Consider the following 24,656-nt stretch of genomic DNA (forward strand, 5'->3'; position numbering starts at 1 on the left):
GAAAGGCACAATGGCTCGTATCGTCCTGATCGAGGATTCACCGACCGACCGCGCGGTGTTCACCCAGTGGCTGCGCCGTGCCGGCCACGAGGTGCTGGAAGCGGACAACGCCGAGGATGGCCTGCAGCTTGTCCGCGACCAGGTGCCGCAGCTGGTGCTGATGGACGTGGTCCTGCCGGGCATGAGCGGTTTCCAGGCCACCCGGGCGATGGCCCGCGACGCCGCGACCCGGCACATCCCGGTCATCATCGTCAGTACCAAGGCGATGGAGACCGACAAGGCGTGGGGGCTGCGCCAGGGTGCGGCCGACTACATCGTCAAGCCGCCGCGCGAGGATGAACTGATCGCGCGGATCAACGAACTGGTGGCCTGATGCGCTCGCCTTTCGACATTCTCGAAGCCTACGAACGGCGCAGCCTGGCCCATGCGGTGCAGCTGCCGGGCCGGCAATTCGTCCAGGACCTGTGGCGAGGCGTCGGCTACCGCGTCGGCCAGCGCCGGCTGGTGTCCGATTTCCGCGAAGTGGTGGAGATCGTGCCGATGCCGCCGGTCACGCCCGTGCCCTGCGCGCAGCCCTGGCTGCTGGGCGTGGGCAACCTGCGCGGCAACCTGTTCCCGGTGGTCGACCTGAAGTACTTCCTGGAAGGCACACGCACCGTGCAGCAGGAAGGGCAGCGCGTGCTGATCATGCGCCAGGCCGGCGGTGACGTCGCACTGACCATCGACGAACTGTTCGGCCAGCGCAGCTTCGAAGCCGACCAGCAGATCGAGGCCGGCAGCCTGGCCGAGGGTCGTTACGGGCACTTCGTCGAGCGCGGTTTCCATGCTGACGGCCAGGACTGGGGCGTGTTCTCGCTCTCGCTGCTGTCGCGCACTCCTGAATTCCGGCAAGCCGCGGCCTGAGGCCGGGCATCGCCCCCTGCACTGAAGATCGAGGTTGAACGATGAGTACTGCTTCGGACGCCACCAAGACCGGCAAGCTTCGGCTGGGCGGCAGCAACCTCTGGCTGGCCCTGCTGCTGGCATCGATGATCCTGTTCGGCGTCAATACCGGCGTGGCGACCTGGCAGGGCAGCCGCCTGGCCGATGCCGGTTCCAAGGCCGCGGACCTGCAGGTGCTGTCGCAGCAGCTGGCCAACCAGGGGCGTGACGCGGTGGGCGGCAATGCCCAGGCGTTCACCGCCTTCAAGGCCACCCGCAACGCGATCGAACAGAATGTCTCGACGCTGCAGGGGCGCTACGGCAAGGAACCGGGCGTGTCGCGGGCGATCTCGACGCTGGGTGAAACCTGGGCGCCGCTGGGCAAGCAGGCCGGGCAGCTGGTCGCCAGCGAGCCGGCGGTGCTGGCCCTGGCCGGCAATGCCAACAACTTCACTGGCGCGGTGCCGGGGCTGCAGGCGCAGCTGAACGAGGTGGTGCGCGCGATGTCGGCTTCGGGTGCACCGGCCGCGCAGGTGTACAGCGCGCTGCAGCAGGTCGTGGTGGCCGGCTCGATGGCCCGACGGGTCACCGAAATGCGTGCGGGCGGCTCTTCGGCGGCCGCCGCGGGCGACGCACTGGCGCGTGACATCACCGTGTTCTCGCAGGTGCTCGACGGCCTGCGCAACGGCAACGAGGAACTGGGCATCACCGCAGTGCGTGGCCCGGCCGCCGTGGCCGCGCTGGAGCAGTCGCACACCCAGTGGCAGGCGATGAAGGCCGATGCCGACGCGATCCTGGCCAGCTCGCGCCAGCTGTTCGCCGCGCAGTCGGCGGCCACCGCGCTGGGCCAGGGCTCGGCGCACATGCTGGATGACAGCCGCAAGCTGTTCGAAGCCTTCTCTTCGTTCGGCTCGGTGTCCGATACCCGCCTGTTCCCGAACTTCTGGATCGGTGTAGCGTCCGGTGCGCTGTCGCTGATCGCGATCATCGGTTTCGTCTCCACCAACGTGCGCAGCCGCTCGCGTGAGCAGGAGCTGCGCTACCAGACCCAGGTGGAGTTCAACAGCCGCAACCAGCAGGCGATCATGCGCCTGCTGGACGAAATCTCCTCGCTGGGCGAGGGCGACCTGACCGTCAAGGCGTCGGTGACCGAGGACATGACCGGCGCCATCGCCGACGCGATCAACTACGCCGTCGACGAGCTGCGCCACCTGGTGACGACCATCAACGACACCTCGGCCAAGGTCGCGCTGTCCACCCAGGAAACCCAGGCGACGGCCATGCAGCTGGCAGAAGCAGCCGGCCACCAGGCCAACCAGATCACCTCGGCCTCGGACCGCATCGGCGAAATCGCAGCGAGCATCGAGCAGGTTTCGCGCAACTCGGCCGAATCGGCCGACGTGGCTCAGCGCTCGGTGGTGATTGCCGCCGAGGGCGCCGGCGTGGTCCGCGAGACCATCCAGGGCATGGACCAGATCCGCGACCAGATCCAGGAAACCTCCAAGCGCATCAAGCGCCTGGGTGAGTCGTCGCAGGAGATCGGCTCGATCGTGGAACTGATCAACGACATTTCCGAACAGACCAACATCCTGGCATTGAATGCAGCGGTGCAGGCCGCGTCGGCGGGCGAAGCGGGCCGCGGTTTCGCGGTCGTGGCCGACGAAGTGCAGCGCCTGGCAGAGCGCACATCGGGCGCCACGCGCCGTATCGAGAACCTGGTGCAGGCCATCCAGGCCGACACCAACGAGGCCGTCACCTCGATGGAACAGACCACCGCCGAAGTGGTGTCCGGTGCACGTCTGGCCGAAGACGCCGGTACGGCACTGACCGAGATCGAGCGCGTGTCCAATGCACTGAACACCCTCATCAAGAACATCTCCATCGCGGCCCAGCAGCAGTCCGCAGCCGCGTCGGACATCACCCGCACGATGGGCGTGATCCGCCAGATCACCGGCCAGACCTCACAGGGTGCCGGACAGACCGCGGAGTCGATCGGCCACCTCGCGCAGCTGGCTGCCGACCTGCGTCGTTCGGTCGCCGACTTCAAGCTGCCGGCGTGACGCGGGCAGGGCGAAGAGCAAGGAACCCGTCGATGAAGCATTTCCATTCCCCACGCCAGATCCAGCGCGGCCTTCGCGCGGCGGCGACCGGAGCCTGTCAATGAGCACTCTGCGCGATGCGATGAGCCACGCAGCGCTGGGTTGGGTCAAGCCCGAGCTGGACGAGACCCTGCGCCAGGTGCGCAACGAGGTCGAGTACTACGCCGAGGATCCGTCCGATGCCAGCCGCATGCGTATCTGCGCCGGCCACCTGCACCAGGTGCAGGGCACCCTGCGCATGGTCGAACTGTACGCCCCGGCAATGGTGGCCGAGGAGCTGGAGCAGCTGGCCAATGCGATCGGCAGCGGCCAGGCGTCTGATCGCGACGAGGCCTGCGCCACGCTGATGCGCGGCAGCGTGCTGCTGCCCGACTATCTGGAGCGCCTGCAGAACGGCCACCGCGACATTCCGATCGTGCTGCTGCCGCTGCTCAATGACATCCGCGCCGCGCGCGGTGCGGCCGGCATCAACGAGAGCGTCCTGTTCGCGTTCGCTCCCGACAGCGTCACCGCCACCGAAGCCGAGCTCGACCATGCGCGCGGCAGCCTGAGCGGGCGCAACCGCGAACTGCTCGATACGGTCGGCAGCGCGGTGAAGGAAGAGCTGCTGCGCATCAAGGATGCGCTGGACCTGCATCTGCGCACCGGCGGTGCAGCAGAACAGCTGCAGACGCAGGCCGACGAACTGGGGGCCGTGGCCGATACGCTGGGCATGATGGGCCTGGGCGTGGCCCGCGGCGTGGTCGTGCAGCAGCGCGACGCGCTGCGCGGCGTGGTCGAGGGCCGCCAGCAGATCGACGAGAACCTGTTGCTGGACATCGCCGGCGCGCTGCTCTACGTCGATGCGTCGCTGGATGACCAGGTTGCCCATCTGGGTGCGGATGGCAGCGGCGAGGATGACCCTGCCGCCGTGGAAAACCGCCGTACCGTCGAGGTGCTGGCACACGAGGCCATCGCCAATTTCGCTGCGGCCCGCGAGCACTTTGTCGCGTTCATCGAAACCAGCTGGAACCACGCGGAACTGCAGGACGTACCGCGCCTGCTCGGCGACGTCGCCGGTGCACTGCGGATGCTCGACCTGGGGACCGCCGCCGACTACCTGCGCGGCGTCCAGCAGTACATCGACGCCGAGCTGATCGGTCGCCAGCGTGTGCCCAGCGGGCGCCAGCTGGATACGCTCGCCGACGCCATGGCCAGCCTGGAGTACTACCTCGAAGCCCTGCGTGATCGTCGTCCGGGCCGTGAGGACATTCTGGAGATCACCCGCAGCAGCCTGGAAGCGCTGCGCTACTGGCCGCTGCCGGAGCGCGCCGCGATCGACGAGGCGCCGCAGGGCGTGCAAGCGGTCGAGCGCGAGGCGGTAGACCTGCAGGTGATGCCATTGCAGCCCGGCCACGTCGACATCGATGTGAGCACGGCCGCGCCCGCCGCCGGCAGTGTGGCTGCCGCCCTGCCGGACTTCGTCTTCGATCCGCCGCTGGCACCGCCAGTGACCGACAACGGGCTGATGTTCGGTGGGTTGTCGGCACCGGTCGCGGTACCCGGGACGACGCCCGATGCCGGTGGCTCGCTGGTGTTCGCCGCGTCCAGCGCACCGGCCCCGGCCGTGCCGCAATGGGACCTGGCGGCTGTAGAGGTCGGTGCCACGCACGCGGATGATGCCCATGCGCCGGCCTTGGCCAGCGACGAAACGATCGATCCGGCACCGGCCGAGGCGCCGCAGTGGACGCTGTCCCAGGTGGACGACATGGCGGATGCACCGTCGGTCTCCGGCGACGACACAGTGACGTTCGCGTCCGCATCCGGTACCCCGGATATCACGTCGGCGCCGGTATTCGATCCGGTGGCCGCCGAGCATGGCGCCGCGGATGTGGCGGCTGATGAAGTCGTATTCCGTTTCGACGCCGATGCACTGGACAACGCCGACGACGTGCTGTCCTTGCATGCGATGGAAACGCTGGTGCTGGAAGACGACGCAGACCTGCATCCGGTGCTGGACAGCGTTGATGCGGAGCCAACGGATCCGGTCACCCTCGCCGCGGACGCGTCGCCTGCCGCAGATGCAGCACCGGCGGTGGCCCTGATCGAGATTGACACCATCGCACCGATCGATTTCAGCGAGGCCGATGCCCGGTTCTTCGCTGAACTGAGCGCCGCCGCGGAGGACTTCAACCCGCGGGCGATGCCATCGGCCGCCGACGCGCCGGTCGCGATCACGGCTGCGTCCGAAGCGGGCTTCGATGCCGGCTTCGACGATGATGCGGAGAACATCGACGAGGACATCCGCGAGGTGTTCCTGGAAGAGTTCGACGACGAGCGTGCCAACCTCGGAACGCTGCTGCCGGCATGGCACGCGCAGCCGGACAATCTGGACCGGCTGCGGCCGATCCGCCGCATCTTCCACACCCTCAAGGGCAGCGGCCGTCTGGTCGGTGCGCGGACGCTGGGCGAGTTCGCGTGGAAGATCGAAGGCATGCTCAACCGTGTGCTTGACGGCAGCCGTCCGGCCACGCCGGCCGTGCTGGCGATGGTTGATCACGCGCATGCCGCCTTGCCGCAGCTGAGCGACGCACTGCGTCATGGCCAGCGCATCAGTGTCGATCTGCAGGCGATGCAGGCCGTTGCTGATCGCGTGGGTGCCGGCGAAGAGACGTTCTACGTGCCGCTGCCGGCTGCGGCGCCCGCACCGGTGGCGCCGGCGGCGGAAGAAGGCGAGGACGAGATCAGCCGCATTCTCGAAGCGGAAGCGGCGATGACAGCCGACGCCGGGAACGCGACCGCGGTCGAGGGCACTCCGGCCAATATCGACAGCGTGCTGCGCGAGATACTCGAAGCCGAGGTGGAGGTCCACCAGGCAACCCTGCAGGCGTGGCTGCGCTCGGCGCAGCAGGCACCACAGCCGGTGAGCGATGCGCTGCTGCGCGCCGTGCACACCATGAATGGCGCCTTCGCGATGACCGAGGTGCCGGAGATCACGGCGGTCACGGGCGGCGCCGAATCCTATATCAAGCGGGCCCTGGCTGCCGATGTGGTGCCGGGCGACGAGGGCGTTGCTGCGCTCGACGCGACCGCGCAGGCCATTACCGCGACCATGGAAGCACTGCAGGCGGAGCAGCCGCGCATTGCGCCTCAGCCTGCGCTGGTACAGCGCCTGCAGGCCCTGGCCGGCGAACTGCCGGAAGCGCGCTGGCCGCTGGTGGGGCTGGATGACGAAGAGGCGCTCGCGACCGATGGAGAGCCTGCGCACGAGGTGGACGCGCAGCTTCCTGCCGATGCGCAGAGCGACATCGACGCCGAAATCAACGCCGGGATCGACAGTGCACCTGCTGACACCCATGACGTGCCCGCAGCCGATCCGGCGAAGGACGGACTGGACGTGGCCGAGCTCACGGCCAGTGATGACCTTTCGCGCTACTTCGACGCCGGCTGGCCGTCGCTGGGCGGTACCGGACAGGAGGCCGCAGCCACGCTGCCGCCGGTCGCGCTCGCTGCCGATGAATCCGCAGCGGAAGTGTCATCGGCGGTCGCCGATGCGCCCCCCGCGCTGGCCGAAGACGCCGCGCTGACAGGCGCGGACGACCTGTCGCCGTACCTGGACGCCAGCGCGCTGCCGGTCGACGACCGTGATGCGGATGAGGCGGCGGACGCCGCTGCGTTCACCGAAACGATCGACCTGAATACGTCGTGGGATGACGTGGAAGGGTTCGATGCGAGTGATGACGCTGCTGCACTGCCACTCGACAGCACGCTGTCGAGCCTGCAGGATGACATGGCTGCGCCGGGTTTTGCGGAACCGGTCACATTGGAAGCTGCGCTCGAAGCCGGCCTGCATGTGATCGACGAAGAGCAGACTCCGGCCGACGACGGGCAGTGGTCCGTGCTCGGCCTGCAGGCCAGCGAACTCGCGCCGGGCGAGGCGGATGCCTTTGCCGAGGATGCGGACGTCGGCGGGGAGACGGCGGTCGGTGAAGGAGAGAGCGCCGACCCGCCGTCCCCGGCGACGGTGAATGCCGGGGAGTCCCTTGCAGAGCCTGCGGTCGATCCGCAGCCGGCAGCCGCGCCGCCGTCGCCGTTCTTCGAGATGGAAGACGCGCCGGGCCAGGGCAGCGGCGCTGCCGGACCGGGCGGTTCCACGCCGGTCGAGGGTCCGGTTGCCGAAGATGACGTGCCGGCACACGAGCCGATCGAGCCGATGCCGGAACCGGAACCGGAACCGGAACCGGAAGGCAGCGTGGGCGAGGAGCCTGCCGATCTGCTTGACTTCACCGTGTATGACCGCGAGCTGGTCGACATCTTCGTCGAAGAAGGCAAGGACCTGCTTGATCACTGCGATGGCCTGATCAGCGAGCTGCGCGATGCGCCGCAGGACCGCGAAGTGCTTGCCGGCCTGCAGCGTGACCTGCATACGCTGAAGGGCGGCGCACGCATGGCCGGCATCAACGCCATCGGCGACCTCGGCCACAGCATCGAATCGCTGCTGGAGGTGGTCGCGGCGGGGCGCACCGAGATCGAGCGCCGCGACGTGCAGCTGCTCGAGCGCGGTTTCGATCGCCTGCACCAGCTGCTGACCCGTACCGGCGAGCATCGTGTGGTGGAACCGGCGCAGGACCTGGTCGATGCTTTCGAGGCACGTACCGCCACCGATCCGGCAGCGGCTGCCGCCGTCGGCACGGCTGGCCCGGTGGAGACTGAAACCACCGTCGTACCCGCGAACGTTGCCCTGGTCGATGCACCGCTGTCCGCGCCGTTGCCGGTCGAAAGCACGGTCGAGGACGATCCGCTGGCACGTCCCCAGCAGGAGCAGGTGCGCGTGCGCGCGGATCTGCTCGACCGCCTGGTCAATCACGCAGGTGAGGTGGCGATCTACCGGTCGCGCCTGGAGCAGCAGCTCGGCGCCTTCCGCGGCGCGATGGGCGAGCTTGAACGCACCAACGCGCGTCTGCGCGACCAGCTGCGTCGCCTCGACCTGGAGACCGAAGCGCAGATCGTTGCCCGCTACCAGCGTGAGCAGGACCAGGCCGACCAGAAGTTCGATCCGCTGGAACTGGACCGCTTCTCCACCCTGCAGCAGCTCAGCCGTGCGCTGAACGAGTCCGCCGCCGACCTGGGCGGCCTGCAGGGCGTGCTGGACGATCTCTCGCGGCAGTACGATGCCTTGCTGCAGCAACAGTCGCGCGTCAGTTCGGAGCTGCAGGATGGCCTGATGCGTGCGCGGATGGTGCCGTTCGACGGCCTGGTGCCGCGTCTGCGCCGCGTGGTGCGCCAGGCCGGCATCGACACCGGCAAGCAGGTCCACCTGACCCTGGAAGGCACCCATGGCGAACTGGACCGCAACGTCCTCGACCGCATGGTCGCGCCACTGGAGCACATGCTGCGCAACTCGGTGGCCCATGGCCTGGAGGCGCCGGAGCAGCGCCGTGCCGCCGGCAAGCCGGAAGAGGGCGAGATTGCCATCCGCCTGCATCGCGAAGGCTCGGAAATCGTGCTGGACGTGGCCGATGACGGCGCCGGTCTGGATCGGGAGGCGATCCGTCGCCGCGCGATCGACCGTGGCCTGCTGGCCGCCGACGCGCAGCCTGCCGATCACGAACTGGACAATCTGATCTTCGCATCGGGCTTCTCCACCGCCGACCAGGTCAGCCAGCTGGCAGGCCGCGGCGTGGGCATGGACGTGGTGCGCAATGAAGTGCGCCAGCTGGGTGGCTCGGTCGATATCCAGTCGGTGCGTGGCCAGGGCGTGCGTTTCACCCTGCGCCTGCCGCAGACGCTGGCCGTCACCCAGGCCGTGTTCGTGCAGATCGGCGAAACCACCTTTGCCGTGCCGGTGGCTTCGGTCAGCGGTATCGGCCGCCTCTCGCGCGAGCGCTTCGAGGCCGCCGACAGCAGCTATCGCTACAGCGGCGAAGACTATCCGCTGTACGACCTGGGCAGCCTAGTCGGCCAGGCACCGGCACGTGCCGAGGGCCAGGCGCAGGTGCCGCTGCTGCTGGTCCGCGCCGGCGACCTGCGAGCTGCCGTGGCGATCGACCAGGTGCTGGGCAACCGCGAAATCGTGGTCAAGCCGGTCGGCCTGCAGATCGCATCGGTGCCGGGCATCTACGGTGCCACCATCACCGGCGATGGCCGTGTGGTGGTGATCCTGGACGTGGCGCCGCTGGTGCGTCGTTACCTGGCCAACCCGACGCCGCCGGTGCTGGTCAATGCGCCGCGTCAGGAACGGCAGGTGCCGCTGGTGATGGTGGTCGACGACTCGCTGACCATGCGCAAGGTCACCGGCCGCATCCTGGAGCGCCACAACTTCGAGGTCAGCGTCGCCCGCGATGGCGTGGAGGCGCTGGAGCGGCTGGAGGAGCGTGTTCCCGACCTGATGCTGCTGGATATCGAGATGCCGCGCATGGACGGCTACGAGCTGGCCACCGCGATGCGCGCCGACCCGCGTTACAGGGACGTTCCGATCGTGATGATCACCTCGCGCAGCGGCGACAAGCACCGGCAGCGCGCTTTCGAGATCGGCGTCCAGCGCTACCTGGGCAAGCCTTATCAGGAGCTGGACCTGATGCGTAACGTGTACGACCTGCTGGGGATCGCCCGTGTCCGAGAGTGAAGCCAACCCGGCCGTCGCCCTGCTGGCCCGGCCTGGCGCGGCGCGTGAGCGCCTGCGCGAAGCACTGGCGCACGCCGACGTGCAGATCGTGCTGGAAGACGACCCGAATGGCCTTGAACCGCAGGCGCTGCATGACGCGCGGCCGCAGTTCGTGGTGATCGCACTGGAAGCGGCGATCGAGGACGCACTGGAACGCCTGGAGCCCGTGCTGTCGGCCCCCGGCCTGACCCTGGTGTTCGACGAAGCCGAGCTGGCCGCGCGCCGGAACGGCTGGGAGGCGCAGCGCTGGGGGCGTCACCTGGCCGCCAAGCTGCATGGACACCAGCAGGTGCTGCCGCCGGGCGCCGAGGACGAACCGGCCCTGCAGCTGGAGCCAGGCCGTCCTGCGCCGCCACCTGCGCCGCAGGAGGCAGCGCTGCAGACGCACCTGCAACAGGCACACCGCTGGGCCGACGACGTGCCAGCCGATGGCCTGTACGCACCGCCGGCGCAGCTGCATGAACCGGTCGCGTTCGAACACGCTCTGGCCGCGCTGCAGCCGATCGTGCCCGAACCGCCGGAAGCGCCGGTCGCACGGACAGCCCCCCCCGCGGCACCGTCGGTGACGTTCGATCACACCGCGTGGTCGCTGGTGGACGAGTCGGCCGATGCCGCCACCCCGGCGTACGCCGCAGCGGAGGTCGAGGCGCGCTCATCGTCGTTCGATACCGACCACCTGAGCCTGGTCGACCTGGATGCGGCCGCCCCGCCCGGCGCACGCGCGGGCGCGCTGCTGGTGCTGGCCGGGATCGGTGGCCCTGATGCGTTGCGTCGCCTGCTGGGCGCGCTGCCTTCGGCATTGGCGGTGCCGGTGCTGGTGCACATGCGCCTGGATGGGGGCCGCTACGGCAATCTCGTCAAGCAGATGGCGCGTGTCTCGCCGCTGCCGGTGCAGCTGGCCGAAGCCGGCCAGCGCGCCACGCCCGGGCAGGTGCATGTGCTGGCCGATGACATCGGCGTCCGCGCGGCCAGCGACGGTCTGCATTTCCTGACCGACGCGCAGGGCATCTCGATTGCCGCGTTGCCGGCCCAGTACACCGCACTGGTACTGCTCAGCGGTGCCGATCTGGGCCATGTCGGGCCGGCACTGGACCTGGCTGCCGCGGGCGCGTGGGTGGCCGGGCAGGTGGGGGAGGGATGCTACGACCCGGCCGCCGCCACCGCCGTGGTCGCCGCCGGCATGGCCGCTGGCGAACCGCAGGAACTGGCGCAGATCATCGCCGCGCGCTGGGGCGAGGGTGACCACAACGGAGAAGCTCCATGAGTTACGCCAGCAACGATGAAATCCGTGGTGTCCTGATCCAGGCTGGCAACGAACGCGTGCTGCTGCCCAATGCCACGGTGGCCGAAATGATGTCGCGGGTGCCGGTGCAGCCGGTGGCCGACGCCCCCCGCTGGCTGGTCGGCGAGATCGCCTGGCATGGCTGGCAGGTGCCGCTGGTGTCATTCGCACGGCTTTCGGGGCTGGGGGACGAGGCAGCCGGTGTCCACAACAAGGTGGTGGTACTGAAGGCGCTCAGCGGCGATCAGCAGCGGCCGTATTACGCGTTGCTGACCCAGAACTTCCCGCAGTTGATCTCGGTGCCGCGCGATGGCCTGCTGGCCGATGCGTCGGAGGAGACCCTGCCGCAGATCGTGCACATGCGCGTACTGCTGGGTGAGCAGAGCGCGCTGCTGCCGAATCTGGACGCACTGGAAAGCGCGCTGGCTTCACTGGCGGCCTGAGGCCGCCCCCGGACACAGGCCGCCGGGCATGGCCCGGCGCTGCCGTTGGCGTGCAGGTTGTCGGTGGACCTAACCGAGATCACCCAGCCGCGCCTGCAACGCGGCGATCGCGGCCAGCCCGGCGGTTTCCGTGCGCAGGATGCGCGGGCCCAGCTGCAGGCCCTGGAAGCCGGCGGCGGCCAGCTGCTCGCGGTCGCGTGGCGACCAGCCGCCCTCCGGACCGATCGCGATCACGATGCCGCCCGCGGGCGCCGCTGCCAATGTCGACAGCCGGTGCGAACCCATCGGGTCCAGGGTCAACCGCAGCGTATCGGCGGGCAGTGCAGCGGTCGCCTGCGCCAGCGACAGCGGGGCACCCACCCGTGGAATGCGCGCGCGCCCGGACTGGCCACAGGCCGACTGCACGACGTTGTTCCAGTGCGCCACGCGCTTTTCCGCGCGGGCCGCGTCCAGCTTCACCTCGGTGCGTTCCGCGTTCACCGGCAGGATGCTGCTGACGCCGAGTTCGGTGGCCTTCTGCAGGATCAGGTCCATCTTTTCGCCGCGCGCGATGCCCTGCATCAGGGTGATGGCCAGCGGCGATTCGATGTCGATGGCCTGCACGCTGTCGATGCGTGCCTGCACTTCGCGCTTGCCGACCACGGTCAGCGTCGCAGCGTAGTCATGGCCATCGCCGTTGAACAGGACGCAGCCATCGCCTTCGCGCAGGCGCATCACCCGCACCAGGTGGTTGGCGGTCTCCTCGGGCAGGGTCACGGTCTGGCCGCTGTGCAGCGGCAGGTCGATGGGACAGCGGGTCACGCGCATGCAATCGCCTCGTCGATGGCGGCCAGCGTGGTATGCGCCAGCAGATCCAGTTGTTCGTCGTCCACGCAGTACGGTGGCATCCAGTACAGCACATCGCCCAGCGGGCGAAGGACCACGCCGCGCTTCAGTGCTGCCTTGTACGCGTGCAGGCCGAGCCGCAGTCCGGGGTCGAAGGGCGTGCGCCTGTCGCCGCCGCGCGACAGTTCGAATGCCACCACCATGCCGGCCTGGCGCACATCGGCCACATGCGGGTGGTCGGCAAACGGTGCCGCGAGGGTGCCCATCACCGATGCGGTGCCGCGGTTGCGCGCGATCACATCGTCGCTGCCGAAGATGTCCAGCGTCGCCAGCGCCGCAGCGCACGCCAGCGGATTGCCGGTATAGCTGTGCGAGTGCAGGAACGCACGCTCGCGGGAGTCGTCGAGAAAGGCGTCGTACAGGGCCTGCGTGGCCAGGACCGCGGCCAGCGGCAGGAACCCGCCGGTCAGGCCCTTGGACAGGCACATCAGGTCCGGCATCACCCCGGCCTGTTCGCAGGCGAACATCGTACCGGTGCGACCGAAGCCGGTGGCGATCTCGTCGGCGATCATGAACGCACCGTGCGCGTCGCACAGCTCACGCACGCGCTGCAGGTACACCGGATCATGCATGCGCATGCCACCGGCGCACTGCAGGCGGGGTTCCAGGATCACCGCGCATACTTCACCGGGGTGCTGGTCGAACAGCGTCGCCAGGCCATCGGCGGCCTGGCGCGCACGCTCGGCGGCGCTCTGCCCTGGCTCGGCCAGGTAGGCGTCGGGCGAGGGTGCGAACAGCCCTTCGGCCAGCAACGGCGCGTACACCCGCCGGTACAGTGGGATGTCGCCCAGCGCCAGCGCACCGAGCGTTTCACCGTGGTAGCCGTTTTCCAGCGCGATGAAACGCGTACGCCGGGTCTCGCCGCGGTTATGGAAGTAATGGAAGGCCATTTTCAATGCCACTTCCACCCCGGCCGAGCCGTTGTCGGCGTAGAACACCTTGGCCAGCGGATCGCGCCCGGCCTGCCGCGGGGCCAGTGCCAGCAGGCGTTCGGCCAGGGTGATCGCCGGCTCATGGCTGAAGCCGGCCAGCATCACCTGTTCCAGCTGGCCGGCCTGGGCCGCGATGGCGCCGCCGATGCGGGGCTCGGCGTGGCCGAACAGATTCGTCCACCAGCTGCTGACGGCATCCAGATAGCGGTTGCCGTCATGGTCGATCAGCCACGCACCCTCGCCGCGCGCGATCGGCACCAGCGGCAGGGTGTCGGGATGCTCGCGCATCTGTGTGCACGGATGCCACAGCACCTGCAGGTCGCGTTGCCGCCAGTGCAGGGCCAGCGGGGAGGGGGTTGGGTCTGCTAGCATTTCGGGCTCATGAACATGTTGCTGCCTGCACATTCTATCGGCCCCGGCGCCCGCGTCGGCCGCCGCGGAGATTCCGCATGAACGATGACCGTGCCAGCCGTCGCCTGCCGATCATCCATCGGATCACCGATGAAGAGAACGGTCCCTTCCAGCGCCAGCATCTGGATCTGGAATTCTCCAATGGTGAACGCCGCCGCTTCGAGCGTCTGGTCAGTCGTGGCCACGGTGCGGTGGTGGTGGTGCCCATGCTCGACGACGAGACGGTGCTGCTGGTACGTGAATACGCCGCCGGGGTACATCGCTACGAGCTTGGCCTGGTCAAGGGCCGGATCGATGCCGGCGAGACCCCCGAGCAGGCCGCCGATCGCGAACTGAAGGAAGAGGCCGGCTATGGCGCGCATCGGGTCGATGTGCTGCGCGCCATGACGCTGGCGCCGACGTACATGAGCCACCAGTCGTGGCTGGTGGTGGCGCGCGACCTGTATCCGGAAAAGCTGATCGGTGACGAGCCCGAGGAGCTGGAGGTGGTGCCCTGGAAGCTGTCCGAGCTGGACCGGTTGATGCTGCGCGAGGACTTTTCCGAGGGCCGCTCGCTGGCGGCGTTGTTCATCGCCCGCCAGTGGCTGCAGGGAGCCCGATGATCAAGCTGACCACGGATCTGCGCGAGACCGCGATCGCCATCGCGCAGGAAGCCGGCCAGGCCATCATGCAGGTCTACGCCGAAGGATTCGACGTGCGGATCAAGGACGACAACAGTCCGGTGACCGCCGCTGACCTGGCCGCCAACCAGGTCATCGAGCAGGGTCTGCGGCAACTGACCCCGGATCTGCCCATCCTGTCTGAAGAGTCGGCCCAGGTGCCCTGGGAACTGCGCCGCCATTGGGGCGCCTACTGGCTGGTCGATCCGCTTGACGGTACCCGCGAGTTCGTCAAGCGCAACGGCGAATTCAGCGTCAACATCGCCCTGATCTACCAGGGTGCCCCGGCGTTTGGCGTCGTGCTGGCGCCGGTCACCGGCATTCTGTGGCACGCCATGCGCGGCGAACTGGCGTACCGCCGGCAGGGACTGCACGACACCGTGCTGCGCACGCGCAGCCCGGCGACCGCTCCGCTGCGGGTGGCGGCAAGCCGCTCCCACCGCTCGCCGGAAACCGAAGCGCTGCTGGCGCGCATGGGCCGCATCGAGACCATCGCCCAGGGCTCGTCGCTGAAGTTCTGCCGCATTGCCGAGGCGGGCCTGGATGTGTACCCGCGGCTCGGCCCGACCTCCGAATGGGATACCGCCGCCGGCCAGTGCGTGCTGCACGCGGCGGGCGGCGCGGTCCTCTCGGCGGCGACCGGCAAGCCTTTCCGCTACAACCGCCGCGAGACGCTGTTGAACGGCGATTTCATCGCCCTTGGCGATACCAGCCTGCCGTGGCGCGACTGGTTGTCCGACTGACCTGGAGGCCGCATGAGCGCGCATGACACCCCCACCGCCGGCAGTGCCGCCAGCACCGAACTGGAACGCCTGCTGGCGATCATGGCCCGCCTGCGTGATCCGCAGGGCGGCTGCCCGTGGGACCTGGAGCAGGACTTTGCGACCATTGCCCCATACACCATCGAGGAAGCCTACGAAGTCGCCGACGCGATCGATCGCGGTGACCTCGATGATCTCTGCGACGAGCTCGGCGACCTGCTGCTGCAGGTGGTATTCCATGCTCGCATGGCCGAAGAGCAGGGGGCGTTCGCTTTCGCAGAGGTTGCCCGCGCGATCAGCGACAAGATGCAGCGCCGCCATCCGCATGTCTTCGCCGATGTCAGCGTCGATGATGCCGATGGGGTCATGCGCAACTGGGATGCGATCAAGCGCGCGGAGCGGGCAGCCAAGGGCGAACAGGACCATTCCGCCCTGGCTGGAATCTCGCGGGGCCTGCCGGAGTGGCAACGCGCGGTGAAGCTGCAGTCGCGCGCGGCCAAGGTGGGCTTCGACTGGCCGGGCCCGCTGCCGGTCCTGGACAAGGCCGCCGAGGAACTGCAGGAACTGCGCGAGGAGTTCGAGCGCGGCGACATCGCCGGCAACAAGGCGCGGCTGCAGGAGGAACTGGGCGACCTGTTGTTCGTCTGCGCCAACCTGGCCCGCCACGCCGACATCGACCTGGGCGCCGCGCTGCGCGGTGCCAACCACAAGTTCGAGCGTCGCTTCCGGGCCATGGAGGCACAGGCCGAGGCACAGGGCACATCCCTCGCCTCGCTGGACCTGGACGCGCAGGAAGCGCTCTGGCAGCACGCCAAGGCCGCCGAGAAGGAATGAAGACACTCGGCCTGTTCCTGCTGACCGCGCTGGCCGAGATCGTCGGCTGCTACCTGCCGTGGCTGTGGCTGCGCAAAGGAGGCAGCGTCTGGCTGCTGCTGCCGGCGGCGGCCAGTCTGGCCCTGTTCGCCTGGCTGCTGACCCTGCATCCGACCGCCAGTGGCCGCGTCTATGCCGCCTACGGTGGCGTGTACATCGGCACCGCGCTGTTCTGGCTGTGGCTGGTCGATGGCATCCGGCCCAGCCGCTGGGATCTGCTGGGTGCTGCACTGTGCCTGGCGGGCATGGCGGTGATCATGTTCGGGCCGCGCCAGCCGGGCTGACCGCCGGCGGTGCCAGGCCCGCCGGAAAGGGGCATGATGGGGCCGATCGTGGCGTTGAGAGTGCGCACATGTCCCGTTTCTCCAGCTTCCGTGACTTCTATCCGTTCTATCTCAGCGAGCACCGCCATCCGGTGTCGCGGCGCCTGCACTTCATCGGCAGCTGCGGCGTACTGCTGCTGGTCGCTGCGGCGATCCTGCGCGGCCAGCCGCTGCTGCTGTTGACGGCATTGGTCTGTGGGTACGGGTTCGCTTGGGTGGGGCACTTCTTCTTCGAGAAGAACCGCCCGGCCACGTTCCGCCATCCGCTGTACTCGTTCCTGGGGGACTGGGTGATGTTCATCGACATCCTGCGCGGGCGGGTGCGGTGGTGAGAACGTGTGCACGCCGCATTCACACGCTATGCTCGGGGTTGGACGTCTACCGATAAGGAAAGCCTGATGTTCCCGACCATGTTCTTTACCGTGGTACTGGCCTTCGTGGCCGTGGTCATCCTGTTCAAGGCCGTGCGCATGGTGCCGCAGGGATATGAATGGACTGTCGAGCGGTTCGGCCGCTACACCCACACCATGACCCCCGGCCTGCACTTCCTGATCCCCATCGTGTACGGCGTGGGGCGCAAGGTGAACATGATGGAGCAGGTGCTGGATGTACCCAGCCAGGAAGTGATCACCAAGGACAACGCCGCCGTGCGCGTCGACGGGGTGGTGTTCTTCCAGGTGCTGGACGCCGCCAAGGCCGCCTATGAGGTGGCCAACCTGGAAGTGGCCATGATCGCTCTGGTCCAGACCAACATCCGTACCGTGATCGGCTCGATGGACCTGGACGAATCGCTGAGCCAGCGCGAGGTGATCAATGCCCAGCTGCTCAGCGTGGTCGACCATGCCACCAACCCGTGGGGCGTGAAGGTGAACCGCATCGAGATCCGCGACATCCAGCCGCCCCGCGATCTGCTCGACGCGATGGCGCGGCAGATGAAGGCCGAGCGCGAGAAGCGTGCGCAGATCCTGGAGGCGGAAGGCTCGCGGCAGTCGGAGATCCTGCGCGCCGATGGCGAGAAGCAGGCCACGGTGCTGGAGGCGGAAGGGCGGCGCGAGGCAGCGTTCCGCGATGCGGAGGCACGCGAGCGCCTGGCGGAAGCTGAAGCGATGGCGACCAAGGTGGTGTCGGCGGCGATCGCCGAGGGCGATGTGCAGGCGATCAACTACTTCGTCGCCCAGAAGTACGTGGAAGCGTTCAAGGAACTGGCCAGCTCGCCGAACCAGAAGCTGGTGCTGATGCCGATGGAGGCCAGTGGGGTGATCGGCTCCATCGCCGGCGTGGCCGAGCTGGCCAAGCAGGCACTGGCCAGCCAGGACAACAAGGCGGCCGGCAAGCGACCGCCGCCGATCGGAGGCTGACATGCGCTGGGACGTCGTCGCCTGGGGGGCGCTGGCCCTGCTCCTGTTCGCTGCGGAGGCTCTGCTGCCCGGCGCGTTCATGCTGTGGATCGGCATCGGCGCTGCAGCGGTGTTCGTGCTGGTGGCGATCTTTGCCGGCATCCCGCTGCTGTGGCAGGTGGTCGCCTTCGTCGTGCTGAGCGTGCTTTCGATCCAGTGCTACCGGCGCTGGGGCAGGTCGCGGGCACGCGCCAGCGACAAGCCGTTGCTGAACCGCCGCGCCGAGCAGCTGATCGGTCGGGTGGTGCCATTGCAGCAGGGCATCACGGACGGGCAGGGTCGGGTCAGCATCGACGATGCGTACTGGCAGGTCAGCGGTCCGGAACTGCCGGCCGGGGCACGGGTGCGGGTGGTCGCGGTGCAGGGCAGCACGCTGGTGGTTGAAGCGGCCAGCTGAGCCTGCGGGCGGTACGTGCGCGAACCGCTGCGGTGCGGCACGCCCGTGGGCGATCGATCTGGGATAATGGGGGTTCTTGTTTCCTCTGCTGCCGGAACGGTCATGACCCAGAAGACGCTGCTCAACGATACCCACCGCGCCCTCGGCGCCAAGATGGTCGATTTCGGGGGTTGGGACATGCCCATCCACTACGGCTCGCAGCTGGACGAGCACCATCTGGTGCGTCGCGAGGCCGGCGTGTTCGACGTCAGCCACATGACCGTGGTGGACCTGCGCGGCGAGCAGGTCAAGCCGTTCCTGCGCCGCCTGCTGGCCAATTCCATCGACAAGCTGAAGGTGCCGGGCAAGGCGCTGTACTCGTGCATGCTCAATGCCGAAGGCGGCGTCATCGATGACCTCATCGTCTATTACCTGGGCGAGGACTTCTTCCGCATGGTGGTCAACGCCTCCACCCGCGAGAAGGATCTGGCCTGGCTGCGTACGCAGGCCGCTCCGTTCAACGTGTCCGTTGAACAGCGTCCTGACCTGGCCATCCTCGCCGTGCAGGGGCCGCAGGCGCGCGAGCTCGTCATTGGCCTGGTCGGCGCCGCCGACCGCGAGGCGCTGGGCAAGCTCGGTCGCTTCGCCGCGCTGCAGGTGCGGTCCGATGAGGGTGTCGAACTGTTCGTTGCCCGTACCGGTTACACCGGTGAGGACGGTTTCGAGATCCTGCTGCCGCAGGAGGCCGTGGTCGGGTTCTGGAACCGCCTGCTGTCTGCAGGCGTGAAGCCGGCTGGCCTCGGTGCCCGCGACACCCTGCGCCTGGAGGCCGGCATGAATCTGTACGGCCAGGACATGGACGAAGCCATCAGCCCGTACGAAGCCGCACTGGCCTGGACGGTGTCGCTGGACGAAGGCCGTGACTTCATCGGTCGCGACGTGTTGGAAGCGCAGAAGGCCGCCGGCAATGCGCGGCAGATGATCGGCCTGGTGATGGACGAGAAGGGTGTCCTGCGCCACGGCCAGGTGGTCACCACGGCCGGCGGCCAGGGCGAAATCCTGTCCGGCACCTTCTCGCCGACGCTGGCCAAGGGCATCGCCTTTGCCCGCGTGCCGGCAGGTGACCTCGGCCAGGTCACGGTCGATATCCGTGGCCGGCAGGTGCCGGTGCGCGTGGTCAAGTTCCCCTTCGTGCGCGAAGGCCAGGCCCAGCCCGGCGTGCTCGCCGACGCCTGATCCGAACGTGCCGGACGTCACTGACAGCAGTGGCGGCCGGTTGGTTACACTAGCCCCGTTTTTTCCACCCCCTGCAAATCCTGGAGCAGTCCCATGAGCGAGATCCCCGGCGACCTCAAGTTCCTCAAGTCCCACGAGTGGGCCCGTGTCGAAGGCAATGGCCGCGTTACCGTCGGTATCTCCGACCACGCCCAGGGCCTGCTGGGTGACCTGGTCTACGTCGAACTGCCGGAGGTCGGCGCCGACGCCAAGGCCGGCGAGCAGATCGCTGTCGTCGAGTCGGTGAAGGCGGCCTCGGACGTCTACAGCCCGATCAGCGGCAAGGTCGTCGAGGTCAACTCGGCGCTGTCCGACAAGCCGGAAACCATCAACGAAGATGCCTACGGCGAGGGCTGGATGTTCGTGGTCGAACTGTCCAACGCCGAAGAGATCAACGAGCTGCTGGACCCGGACGCTTACGCCGAAGTCCTGGAGAACGACGACCACTGAGTCGTTGTTTCCTGGTTTGAAAACGGCCACCTTCGGGTGGCCGTTTTCGTTCCGGCGACCGCGCCGGACTCATGACGCCCGGTTCGCTGCACACCCACGACGCGGCATCAGACGCTTCGGAAGGGTGTCTTCGGACGCGCGCAGTTTTGCGCAAATCCGCGTTTCCACCCCGCGCCGGCGCGTTCGAATGTGAAAACTTTTCCTGCCTCGTTGCGGCCCCGTTGTGGTGGCGCGGCAGGCCGCTGCGATACGTAGCCCGGGTGCGTGCGCGAGGTGGCGCAGGAATGGCACGCATCTACGCAGAGTGCTTATTTCAAGTGTTTTTTCTTGAGCGCGCGCGCACGCAGTGGCGCGCGTGGCGGTCGTGTCGCGCACGCCAGCGGTGTCTGCGGAAGCGAAACGAGGACGCTGGAGACGGTGTCCGGGACGGCGCCAATGTGAAAATTTTTCGCGGGGGTTGTTGACAGTAAAAAAAAGCGTGATTAGGTTTCGCCTCAGCAGACCTTGCCTGCCCAACCGAGTGCGCAGAATCAATCGTCCGATGCGAAGCAGCCCCTCGAAAGCCACCGCGATCCCCAAGACGGTGGACATGGCCCCGCTTCCCCCGGAGAAATGCAAGGCAACTCCCGTTCCGATGCCTGCTCCGCCGATCGAGGCAGGCATTGCCGCATCCGTAACGGCGCGCCTGACGCGCCGGCGGTCCCCGCACGCAGCATCCGCGGGTTTGATCCACCTGGGCGTTTCAACTCCCTATCACTGACGAGGAGCCATCCCATGGCAACCAAGAAAGCTGCGAAGAAAAAGCCCGCCGCCAAGAAGGCGGTGAAGAAGGTCGCTAAGAAGGCCGCTGCCAAGAAGGCAGTGAAGAAGGTCGCAAAGAAGGCGACCGCCAAGAAGGCGGTGAAGAAGGCTGCGAAGAAGGTCGCCAAGAAGACCACTGCGAAGAAGGCAGTGAAGAAGGCGGCAAAGAAGGTAGCCAAGAAGCCGGCGAAGAAGACCGCGAAGAAGGCAGTGAAGAAGGTCGCCAAGAAGGCAGCGAAGAAGACTGCAAAGAAGGCCGCCAAGAAGACCACTGCCCGCAAGCCGGCCAAGAAGGTCGCCAAGAAGGCGACCAAGAAGGCCGTAAAGAAGGTTGCGAAGAAGGCGGCCAAGAAGGCGACCAAGAAGGCTGCCCCGAAGAAGGCAGCGAAGAAGGTCGCCAAGCGCAAGCCGGCCGCCCGCAAGAAGAAGGCCGCTCCGGTCGCTCTGCCGGCAACCCCGGCGCCGCTGATCTAAGTACTTCCCGATAGCCGTACCCTGAAACCCCTTCCTCGGCTGCCCAGCGAGGAGGGGGTTTTTTTATCCCCTGCCTGCAGCCCGCAAAAAAAAGGGCGACCGATGGGCCGCCCTTCCGGTGATGCCAGGGAGTGCCGGTTCAGCGCGGCGAGGCGACCGCGCGGTTGCTGGATGCACCCTTGCCCTTGCGCTTGTCCTGCTGCGCCGGGCTTGCGCCCTCGGCCATCAGGTTGTCGCTGCCGAAGTCGGTATCCACGTCCAGCCAGCGTTGCGAGGGAAGGCCAAGCGCGGAGTCGAGCACGGTCGGCAGCAGGCCGCTGGGCAGGCCACTTTCGCCGTTCCACATGATCGCGATGCCGAGATCACGCTCCGGGACCAGAGCGACAAGGCCACGGTAGCCCTGCACGGCGCCGGCGTGGAACACCACGTCATGACCGGCGTAATCGAAGGTGCGCCAGCCGAGCGCGTAGCCGGCCGAATGCAGACGCTCGCGGCGCCAGCCCGACCGCATTTCGCCCGGCGTGTTGATCAGGCTCGAATGCAGGGTGGCCAGCAGCGGTGCCGGCAGCACGTCGGGGCGATGACCGGTGTGGGCCAGCAGCCACTGTGCCATGTCGCTGGCACTGGCGTTGACGCCGGCCGCCGGCGCGACCCGGTAGTAGGTCGGTTTCGGCGTCAGCGACACCCAGCCATTACGGCTGCGCACATGCGGACGTGCCCACCGCGAACTGGCCTGGATGCCGGCCAGGCCGAGGCTGGCATCGTTCATGCCCAGCGGCTTGAAGATGCGGCGCTCGACCGCCTGCTCGTAGAAGCTGCCGGAGGCGGCGTAGACGACGTCGCCGATCAGGCTGAAGGCCACGTTCTGGTAGGCGTAGCAGTCGCCTGGCAGGCATTTGAGGCTGGTGTTGGCCAGCTTCTGGGTCAGTGCGTAGTACTCGGCGTTGCCTTCGATGTCACGGTCGTAGGCGTTGTAGGGCAGGCCGACGCGGTGGCTGAGCACGTCGGCGACGGTCAGACGCTCGGTGGCTTCCGGCGAGTTGAGGCGGAAGCCGGGCACATAGTCGGTGACCTTGCTGTCCCAGCGCAGCGTTCCGTCATTGACCAGCAGGCCGGCCATGGTGCCGGCGAAGGCCTTGGACAGCGAGGCCAGCCGGAACACGGTATGGGCATCGACCGGCAGCGGATTGTTGACGTCGGTGACGCCGTAACCGCGCGCACTCAGCACGCGTCCACCCTGCACGATCGCCACCGCCATGCCCGGCACGCGCTCGCCATAGGTGAGCTGCTGCGCCATCGATTCGATGTTGGCAACGTTGAAGCCGGGGGCGGGTGGCTGCACCTGCGGCATCAGGCCGGTACGGTAAGCGGCCGGCTGGGTATGAGCGACGGCCGGCGCGGCCGCGGTCTCGATGTTGGCCGGCATCGGCGGCAAGGCCGGCGGGGTCTGCGCGGTGGTGGACAAGGCAACGGGCATCAGCATGCCCAGCAAACCGGTGGCCGCCGAACGGATCGGACGACGCAGGCTGTTCTTTTTCATCGGTTGGACCCGTGCGCGACTGCTGATGGCGATTCTAGCGCCGCTTTTCGCCTGTGCACAAACAAAGCGAAGATGAATGCGCATCTCGTTGAAAAAGTTGGAATTTTGACGCTGCCGGATTGTGTATCCGAACGTGTCGGCGGTCGCCCGTGCGAGTCCCCTGCGGTGCCACCTGCGTGCCGCGCTGGCGATGTTGCAGTGCATTGGCTAACGTACGCGCTTTGCCGCCCCCCGGAGCCTGCCATGCCGCTGTCCAACCGCTGCCTGCTGGCGTGGGGCGCCGCATGAGTTCGGTGCAGGACGGGAGGCCGTTGCGCGGGCTGCTGGCAGCGCTGCGCGAGTCCCCGGCACTGTGGTGGTCGTTCCTCTACTTCTTCTGCCTGCTGAGCGGCTACTACGTGCTGCGACCGGTACGCGAGGCGATGGCGGCTTCGGCCGACCTGGAGACGGTGTTCCCGCCGGTGCTGATCGCCTGGTTCGCCAGCCACGGCATCGCACTGAAGGATTTCGTCCTGCAGTTCCTGTTTTCCTGCGTGTTCGTGATCATGCTGGTGCTGCAGCCGGTCTATGGCTGGCTGGTCAGCCGCTTTCCGCGGCGGGTATTCCTGCCGGCCGTGTATGGCTTCTTCATCGCGACCCTGCTGGGCTTCTACGCACTGTTCGACAGTGGCGTGCCGGGGCGGGGCATGGCCTTCTTCTTCTGGGTCATGGTGTTCAACCTGTTCGCCGTCGCCGTGTTCTGGAGCTTCATGGCGGATGTGTTCTCCAACGTGCAGGCCCGTGCGTACTACGGCTACATCGGCGCGGCCGGCACGCTCGGCGCGTTCCTCGGCCCGATCATCACCAGTGCGCTGGTGCAGCGGGTGGGTATCGCCAACCTGATGCTGGTCTCGGCCGGCTTCCTGATCGTGTGCCTGCTGTGCATCTGGCGCCTGCGGCACTGGGCGGTGCTGCGTGAACGCGAGCAGCAACTGGTCTCCGGCGAGCAGCCGATGGGCGGCAGCGTGCTTGATGGCCTGAAGCTGATCGCGCGCGAGCCCCTGCTGCGCTGGCTGGCCATCATGGTGGTGTTCGGCGTCGGCGTGGGAACGCTGCTGTACAACCAGCAGGCCAGCATCGTGCGCGCGTCGTTCACCGACCCTGCGGCAAGCACCGCATTTTTCTCGCGCATCGATCTGGCGGTGAACGCGCTGGCCCTGCTGATGCAGCTGGGCCTGACCCGCTGGCTGCTGTCGCGCCACGGCATCGCTCCGGCGCTGTTGATTCCCGGCTTCGCGATCCTGATCGGCTTCTCGGTGCTGGCGGCGTCGCCGATGCCGCTGATGGTGGCGGTGGTGCAGGTGATGACCCGGGCCAGCGAGTTCGCCCTGGCCAAGCCGGCACGCGAGACGATCTATACCCGTGTCGACCGGCAATGGCGCTACAAGGCCGGTGCGGCCATCGACACGGTGGTCTATCGTGGTGCCGACCTGAGCTTCACCTGGGTGCACAAGGGACTGGCATTGTTCGGTTCGCCCGTGGTGTTCATCGGAGGCGTTGCGGTGGCCGCGTTCATGACGCTGGCCGCGTTCGGCGTGCTGCGCGAAGAGAAGAAGCTGCCCCGCGACCGCTGATTTTCCGGGGTCAGATCCTTTTCCGGCAGGAAAGGGATCTGACCCCATTCTCCATCCCTGTTCAAGGAACCGCCCATGTACTGGATCGCACTCGCCCTGACTCTGCTGGTCGCCCTGCTGCACGTCTACTTCCTGGTGCTGGAGATGTTCCTGTGGACGCGGCCACTGGGGCTGAAGACGTTCCGCAACACGCCGGAGAAGGCGCAGACCACACAGGTGCTGGCGGCCAACCAGGGGCTGTACAACGGCTTCCTGGCGGCCGGCATCGTGGCGGGGCTGGTGATGGCACAGCCGGTGCTGGTGACGTTCTCGCTGGTCTGCGTGGTCGTGGCGGGGTGCTATGGCGCGTACAGCGTGAGCCGCCGGATCTTCATGATCCAGGCGCTGCCGGCGATCCTGGCGCTGGTGCTGCGCGCGCTGGTGTGAGTTCCGGCCAACGGCGCAGCCCCTCGTGGGTTGGCCGCGTAGAGCGTGTCATGGGTTTGGCCAGGCAGGTTG

General features: G+C 67.7%; 20 protein-coding genes and 2 pseudogenes. 19 read left to right on the plus strand and 3 right to left on the minus strand.

Annotated features, from left to right (window positions below; genetic code table 11):
* Positions 1-10: 10 nt before the first annotated feature.
* From AC5P76_RS01620 to AC5P76_RS01650, 7 genes and pseudogenes are all read left to right on the plus strand, one after another.
* On the plus strand, positions 11-373 hold the full coding sequence (locus tag AC5P76_RS01620) for a response regulator (RefSeq protein ID WP_053518925.1): 363 nt from the start codon (positions 11-13) through the stop codon (positions 371-373).
* Complete coding sequence (locus AC5P76_RS01625; protein WP_053518924.1) at positions 373-903, plus strand: chemotaxis protein CheW; 531 nt, start codon at positions 373-375, stop codon at positions 901-903. Before AC5P76_RS01620 ends, AC5P76_RS01625 begins: the two co-directional genes overlap by 1 nt.
* Before the next feature lie 41 nt (positions 904-944).
* Positions 945-2,981, plus strand: coding sequence for a methyl-accepting chemotaxis protein (locus AC5P76_RS01630; protein ID WP_053518921.1), 2,037 nt, complete (start codon positions 945-947; stop codon positions 2,979-2,981).
* A 100-nt stretch (positions 2,982-3,081) separates the two neighbouring features.
* A pseudogene (locus AC5P76_RS01635) lies at positions 3,082-7,129 on the plus strand (Hpt domain-containing protein); the annotation flags it as partial.
* Between the two features lie 119 nt (positions 7,130-7,248).
* Positions 7,249-9,624: pseudogene (locus tag AC5P76_RS01640) on the plus strand (response regulator); the annotation flags it as partial.
* Positions 9,611-10,927: a chemotaxis protein CheB gene (locus tag AC5P76_RS01645; RefSeq protein WP_253118626.1), complete on the plus strand. Its 1,317-nt coding sequence runs from the start codon at positions 9,611-9,613 to the stop codon at positions 10,925-10,927. The pseudogene AC5P76_RS01640 and the gene AC5P76_RS01645, both read left to right, overlap by 14 nt.
* Positions 10,924-11,388 (plus strand): chemotaxis protein CheW, encoded by a 465-nt coding sequence (locus AC5P76_RS01650; RefSeq protein ID WP_053518915.1) that lies wholly within the window; start codon positions 10,924-10,926, stop codon positions 11,386-11,388. Before AC5P76_RS01645 ends, AC5P76_RS01650 begins: the two co-directional genes overlap by 4 nt.
* A 69-nt stretch (positions 11,389-11,457) precedes the next feature.
* On the opposite strand, the gene AC5P76_RS01655 is transcribed toward AC5P76_RS01650, so the two are convergent.
* Together AC5P76_RS01655 and bioA are read right to left on the minus strand one after the other, a co-directional pair.
* Entirely contained in the window at positions 11,458-12,195 is a 738-nt protein-coding gene (locus tag AC5P76_RS01655) for a 16S rRNA (uracil(1498)-N(3))-methyltransferase (protein WP_111186719.1), read from the minus strand.
* Positions 12,186-13,577 (minus strand): adenosylmethionine--8-amino-7-oxononanoate transaminase, encoded by a 1,392-nt coding sequence (gene bioA, locus AC5P76_RS01660; protein WP_065174790.1) that lies wholly within the window; start codon positions 13,575-13,577, stop codon positions 12,186-12,188. The genes AC5P76_RS01655 and bioA overlap by 10 nt, the downstream gene beginning before the upstream one ends.
* A gap of 77 nt (positions 13,578-13,654) precedes the next feature.
* Between bioA and nudE the strand changes: the two genes are divergently transcribed.
* The 10 genes from nudE to AC5P76_RS01710 all read left to right on the plus strand — a co-directional run bounded on the left by nudE (position 13,655) and on the right by AC5P76_RS01710 (position 21,005).
* Positions 13,655-14,218 (plus strand): ADP compounds hydrolase NudE, encoded by a 564-nt coding sequence (gene nudE, locus AC5P76_RS01665; RefSeq protein ID WP_053520252.1) that lies wholly within the window; start codon positions 13,655-13,657, stop codon positions 14,216-14,218.
* Complete coding sequence (gene cysQ / locus AC5P76_RS01670; RefSeq protein WP_053520253.1) at positions 14,215-15,018, plus strand: 3'(2'),5'-bisphosphate nucleotidase CysQ; 804 nt, start codon at positions 14,215-14,217, stop codon at positions 15,016-15,018. The genes nudE and cysQ overlap by 4 nt, the downstream gene beginning before the upstream one ends.
* Positions 15,019-15,030: 12 nt before the next feature.
* Complete coding sequence (mazG, locus tag AC5P76_RS01675) at positions 15,031-15,870, plus strand: nucleoside triphosphate pyrophosphohydrolase (protein ID WP_053520254.1); 840 nt, start codon at positions 15,031-15,033, stop codon at positions 15,868-15,870.
* On the plus strand, positions 15,867-16,193 hold the full coding sequence (locus AC5P76_RS01680; protein ID WP_053520255.1) for a YnfA family protein: 327 nt from the start codon (positions 15,867-15,869) through the stop codon (positions 16,191-16,193). The genes mazG and AC5P76_RS01680 overlap by 4 nt, the downstream gene beginning before the upstream one ends.
* Before the next feature lie 68 nt (positions 16,194-16,261).
* Positions 16,262-16,564: an Mpo1-like protein gene (locus tag AC5P76_RS01685; protein ID WP_053520256.1), complete on the plus strand. Its 303-nt coding sequence runs from the start codon at positions 16,262-16,264 to the stop codon at positions 16,562-16,564.
* A 66-nt stretch (positions 16,565-16,630) separates the two neighbouring features.
* Complete coding sequence (locus tag AC5P76_RS01690) at positions 16,631-17,590, plus strand: SPFH domain-containing protein (protein ID WP_053520257.1); 960 nt, start codon at positions 16,631-16,633, stop codon at positions 17,588-17,590.
* A 1-nt stretch (position 17,591) separates the two neighbouring features.
* Positions 17,592-18,026: an NfeD family protein gene (locus tag AC5P76_RS01695; RefSeq protein ID WP_053520258.1), complete on the plus strand. Its 435-nt coding sequence runs from the start codon at positions 17,592-17,594 to the stop codon at positions 18,024-18,026.
* 102 nt (positions 18,027-18,128) lie between these two features.
* On the plus strand, positions 18,129-19,241 hold the full coding sequence (gene gcvT, locus AC5P76_RS01700; RefSeq protein ID WP_053520259.1) for a glycine cleavage system aminomethyltransferase GcvT: 1,113 nt from the start codon (positions 18,129-18,131) through the stop codon (positions 19,239-19,241).
* Between the two features lie 93 nt (positions 19,242-19,334).
* Positions 19,335-19,730: a glycine cleavage system protein GcvH gene (gene gcvH, locus AC5P76_RS01705; RefSeq protein WP_053520260.1), complete on the plus strand. Its 396-nt coding sequence runs from the start codon at positions 19,335-19,337 to the stop codon at positions 19,728-19,730.
* Positions 19,731-20,504: 774 nt separating this feature from the next.
* On the plus strand, positions 20,505-21,005 hold the full coding sequence (locus AC5P76_RS01710) for a histone (RefSeq protein WP_065174792.1): 501 nt from the start codon (positions 20,505-20,507) through the stop codon (positions 21,003-21,005).
* Positions 21,006-21,144: 139 nt separating this feature from the next.
* On the opposite strand, the gene AC5P76_RS01715 is transcribed toward AC5P76_RS01710, so the two are convergent.
* Positions 21,145-22,545 (minus strand): serine hydrolase domain-containing protein, encoded by a 1,401-nt coding sequence (locus AC5P76_RS01715; protein WP_065174793.1) that lies wholly within the window; start codon positions 22,543-22,545, stop codon positions 21,145-21,147.
* A gap of 284 nt (positions 22,546-22,829) precedes the next feature.
* Here AC5P76_RS01715 and AC5P76_RS01720 point away from each other — a divergent pair, with 284 nt between their 5' ends.
* On the plus strand, positions 22,830-24,158 hold the full coding sequence (locus AC5P76_RS01720) for an NTP/NDP exchange transporter (protein ID WP_253118627.1): 1,329 nt from the start codon (positions 22,830-22,832) through the stop codon (positions 24,156-24,158).
* 75 nt (positions 24,159-24,233) lie between these two features.
* Complete coding sequence (locus tag AC5P76_RS01725; RefSeq protein ID WP_128989749.1) at positions 24,234-24,584, plus strand: DUF1304 domain-containing protein; 351 nt, start codon at positions 24,234-24,236, stop codon at positions 24,582-24,584.
* The last annotated feature ends 72 nt before the right edge of the window (positions 24,585-24,656 follow it).

This window comes from Stenotrophomonas sp. YJH_SMC_36, from assembly GCF_059369935.1.